The 3817-nt window shown below is 64.8% G+C and carries 4 protein-coding genes, 1 tRNA gene and 2 pseudogenes; 4 read left to right on the forward strand and 3 right to left on the reverse strand.

Features of this window, described 5'->3' with window-relative positions; translation table 11 throughout:
- Positions 1 to 570: pseudogene (locus tag VMD50_RS17225) on the forward strand (HD domain-containing protein); the annotation flags it as partial.
- Positions 571 to 572: 2 nt separating this feature from the next.
- Here the strand turns inward: VMD50_RS17225 and VMD50_RS17230 are convergent.
- Positions 573 to 1160 carry a carboxymuconolactone decarboxylase family protein gene (locus VMD50_RS17230; RefSeq protein WP_325428943.1) on the reverse strand — a complete coding sequence of 196 codons (588 nt, stop codon included), beginning with the start codon at positions 1158 to 1160 and terminating at the stop codon, positions 573 to 575.
- A gap of 98 nt (positions 1161 to 1258) precedes the next feature.
- On the opposite strand from VMD50_RS17230, the gene VMD50_RS17235 reads away from it, so the two are divergent.
- The 3 genes from VMD50_RS17235 to VMD50_RS17245 all read left to right on the forward strand — a co-directional run bounded on the left by VMD50_RS17235 (position 1259) and on the right by VMD50_RS17245 (position 2629).
- Positions 1259 to 1570: a winged helix-turn-helix transcriptional regulator gene (locus tag VMD50_RS17235; protein ID WP_325428944.1), complete on the forward strand. Its 312-nt coding sequence runs from the start codon at positions 1259 to 1261 to the stop codon at positions 1568 to 1570.
- Between the two features lie 189 nt (positions 1571 to 1759).
- Positions 1760 to 1836: transfer RNA gene (locus tag VMD50_RS17240), tRNA-Met, on the forward strand.
- Positions 1837 to 2311: 475 nt separating this feature from the next.
- Complete coding sequence (locus VMD50_RS17245; protein ID WP_325428946.1) at positions 2312 to 2629, forward strand: hypothetical protein; 318 nt, start codon at positions 2312 to 2314, stop codon at positions 2627 to 2629.
- A gap of 203 nt (positions 2630 to 2832) precedes the next feature.
- Here the strand turns inward: VMD50_RS17245 and VMD50_RS29885 are convergent.
- Together VMD50_RS29885 and VMD50_RS17255 are read right to left on the reverse strand one after the other, a co-directional pair.
- Positions 2833 to 2970, reverse strand: a pseudogene (locus VMD50_RS29885) (MBL fold metallo-hydrolase); the annotation flags it as partial.
- A 209-nt stretch (positions 2971 to 3179) separates the two neighbouring features.
- The coding region (locus VMD50_RS17255) for a nitroreductase family protein (RefSeq protein WP_325428945.1) at positions 3180 to 3817 on the reverse strand (638 nt) is incomplete at its 5' end.

Below are 3817 nucleotides of genomic sequence, written 5' to 3' on the forward strand. Positions count from 1 at the left end.
CCGCGACGCCGAAGACGACCTGCTTTTCAACCATTCCCGGCGAGTGTTTCTGTTCGGCGCGCTGCAGGCTCGCCGCCGTGGGCTGCAACCGGACCTGGAGCTGCTCTACGCCGGGGCGATGTTTCACGACTTGGGTCTTACCGAGCACTACCGCAGCTCCACCCTGCGCTTCGAGGTCGACGGCGCCAATGCGGCGCGGGAGTTCCTGCTGCAGCGCGGCGTCGACGTGGCCGACGCCGACAAGGTGTGGCTGAGCATCGCCTTGCACACCACGCCCGGCATACCCGAGTTCCTGGCGCCCGAGATCGCCTGCGTCACAGCGGGTGTCGAGACCGACGTGCTGGGCATCGGGCGCGACGACCTTTCCCCCGAAGCTCTTGCCGCCGTCACCGCCGCCCACCCGCGACCCGATTTCAAGCGCGCATGCTGGCGGCCTTCAACGACGGGATGAAGCACCGCCCGGACAGCACCTTCGGCACCGTGAACGCCGACGTACTGCAACACTTCGATCCCACTTTCGTGCGCGACAACTTCGTCGAGATCATCTTGAAGAACACGTGGCCCGAATAGGATTACGCGTTGTCCTGCCGCGCGTCGATGGCGGGGAACCGCGCGGCCCACGGTTCGGCCGCGACGCCCGCAACGCCGATGATGTAGGCGACGGTGTGATACCAGCCTGCCGTGGCGGTCAGTTCGAGGATTTGTTTGTCATCAAAGTCGGCGCTGAGGTCGTGGAACAGCTGGTCGGAGATGGTGCTGGTGTGGTGCAGCTCGTCGGCGAGGCGGATGATGTTGCACTGCTGGACATTCCAGCATGCGTCTTCCGGTCCGCCATGCACGGTGGAAAGCAGCTGTTCATCGGTCAGGCCGAGCGGCTTGCCGAAGGCGACGGCGTGCACGCCCCATTCGTACTCGGCGTGACAGAGGGCACACGTTCGGGCGATCAGCACCTCGCGCGTCTGTGGCGCCACGATGCGGCTGCCCAGGATGCCGGCGCCCAGCGGACGCATTCGCGCCGCGAGCTCGTCATGAACCGCCAAGGTGCGGAACAACGCCAACGGCGCCACTGCGGAACCGGGCGGCATCCATTTGGCGAGAAACCGCTCGATATCGGGTTGGTAAGGAGGCTCCAACGGGGCAATGCGGACTTGACGCGACACGACGACCTCCTTGCTCTGATTATCGAAGCATGACGATAGCGCTCCGGAAATCGGAGCGCAAGGGGCCGGGGTCGTTGGCGCGGAGTTACGCTGCTGCTGTGTCCGAAAGCTCGAATCAACCGATCATGGCTCTGCTGGACTTGCTCGGACGCCGGTGGGCGATGCGGGTCATCTGGGAGTTGCGCTCGGAGGAATTGACGTTTCGCCAACTGCAGCAACGCTGTGGCGGGGTATCGGCCAGCGTCCTCAACAGCAGACTGCGCGAGCTTCGCGACGCGGGCATTCTCGGCAAAGGGTCCAACGGCTATCGGCTCTCTGACGAAGGCCGCAGTTTGTTGCAAGCCTATGAGCCGCTGGGCAGGTGGGCCAAGCGGTGGGCTCGGCGCCAGACCCGTGCCACCTCAGCCTGAGCCGGTGCTCGCCGTCGACGGCACCCCTCGGCCTGGCTGGTCGACGGGTGTTTGATGATCTGCCTGCAGCCCATGCGCGACTTTGTCCGCCTCGGCGAACTGACCGTGCGCGTCCACCGCAGATGAACGGGATGGTCAGGGTGCGATTTGGCCGCCGCGACGCGCGTTCGGTAACCTGTAATTTACCAACGCGGGGTGGAGCAGCTCGGTAGCTCGCTGGGCTCATAACCCAGAGGTCGCAGGTTCGAATCCTGTCCCCGCTACCAGCGGAAATGGCTCCCGGAGATTCCTCCGGGGGCCATTTTCATGCCCGATGGCCACGCATTTGGCCACATTAGCTATGCTAACTAGTTAACTGGCCCTACCTTCGTCGGCTAGATCTCACCCTTTTGCCGACGATAATTGTGGGCCCTTGCTCCGGCGGCGTTTCGGTCACCGTTTGCCAAGGCGCGATTTACTCAGAAGCTCAGTGCTAGATAGCCGAAAGTCGGTTCGTAGAAGGCTGGCATTGTGCGCTGGCCCCGGGCGACGTCGGACAGGTGTTACGCAAATTCACGTCAGGGGAAGGGGCGACATGCCGGAACAAGTGCAGGTCTTGGCTAACCTGAGCGCATCTGCCCATGCGGGACAATGGATGCACAGATCGCAGCAGGTCGGCCATCTATGCGTTCAGGTGGGCTGGCCGTTCCGAAGTTCAAGCCGGGACCCGACCCTATTGGGGATGTACGCGTGGGGCATGGCTTGGGCCAGGGCTTGCGCCGCGCGCCATCCGGTGCAGTGGGCAGGGATGATTGCCTCGGCGCCGGTCTCGGCCAGAGCGTCGACGGTGGGTTTGATGATGGGCTCGAATGCTGGACCGCCGAGGTGAAATCCGTCGACGACCGCGGCAACGGTGCTGACGCCGGTGAGCCGTCGCGCGTAGCGAACGATATTGACGATCCCGGCGTGGCCGCACCCCGTAAGCACCACCAGCCCGTGACCGGCGACGTGGACGATGAGGGCCTGATCGTCAAGGATGAGCGGGTCGGGTGCCCAGGCCCATCGGTGAGCGCCTCATGAAGCGGCATGTCGTGTTCGAAGCCGGTGGTGCGATCCACCTCGCCGGTGATCAGCACGGAATCGTCGAACAGCAGCGAGGGCCGGCGGCGTTCGACGATTTCTAGGCCGGCTTGGTGCAGTGCGCTGCGCTGCGGTGAGGGAAGTTCGAGCTCGAACAGGCCGGGAATGGCGATGCGGCGCTTAGTAAACGCCCCGGGGTGCACGACCAGCGGCAGGTTCGACGGGCCGACCGCGCGGACGAATCCGTCTAGGCCGGTCACGTGGTCGGAATGCCCATGGCTGAGGACGACCAGTTCAATGTCGAACGGCGACAGCCCGAGTCGGCGCATGTTGTCGGCCAGAAGCGCGGCTGATGCCTAACGCTCGCGTCAGATGCACGAGTCGGGGTTGCCCGCCTAGCAGCGGCAAGCCGCTGGCCTGCGGTCTTCTGCCAGAAACCGAAGACCGCAGGCCTCCCGTCGTCACCGGTCCTCGGCCGGGCACATGGCGTTGTCGCGCGGAGACGCGGGCACCTACACAAATCCTCGGAGCGTGCCGAGCTATAAGGCCCTCAGGCGCCTGAGCCGAGGAACGCTCGGTTCCTGTAGCGGTCGAGCGAGACGACTTCGCCGACAGGCTTACGCGTGGTCGGGCCATATTTGCCAATCGGCCAGCCAAGCGGGATGACGGCACATGGATGGACATTCCACGGCAGGCCCAGGACGCGCCGCGCGAGCACATTGCTGAACAGCGGCAGGGTGAGCAGTGCCGCGCCCAGCCCCGCCGCCCGCGCGGCGAGCAATAGGTTTTGCACGGCCGGGAAGATGGAGCCGTAAGCACTGCTCGTGGCCACCGGCGGCCACGGCGTAATGACGCCTTTCACGCATGCCACCACCAAAACCGGGATGTCGGCGAAGTGGTCGGCCTGCCATTGGGCGGCCTTCAATGTCCGCATCATCTTCTCGTCGCCGCTTCTCTCCACGACGCATCGGCCGATCGCGCCGTACACGCGGAAGGCATTGCGATTCAAGCGCGCAAGTCTCGCTTTGACGCGAGGGTCCTTGACGAGGATGAACTCCCAGTTCTGTGCGTTCGAGCCGGTCGGCGCCTTCGTCGCCAGCTCGATGAGGTGCAGGACGAGCGCATCGTCCACCGGGTCGCTTTTGATCCGCCGGATGGCGCGCTGGGTGCTCATCGCTTCTTCGAGCG

It is taken from the genome of Mycobacterium sp., assembly GCF_035506235.1.
In the GTDB taxonomy this organism is placed as follows: domain Bacteria; phylum Actinomycetota; class Actinomycetes; order Mycobacteriales; family Mycobacteriaceae; genus Mycobacterium.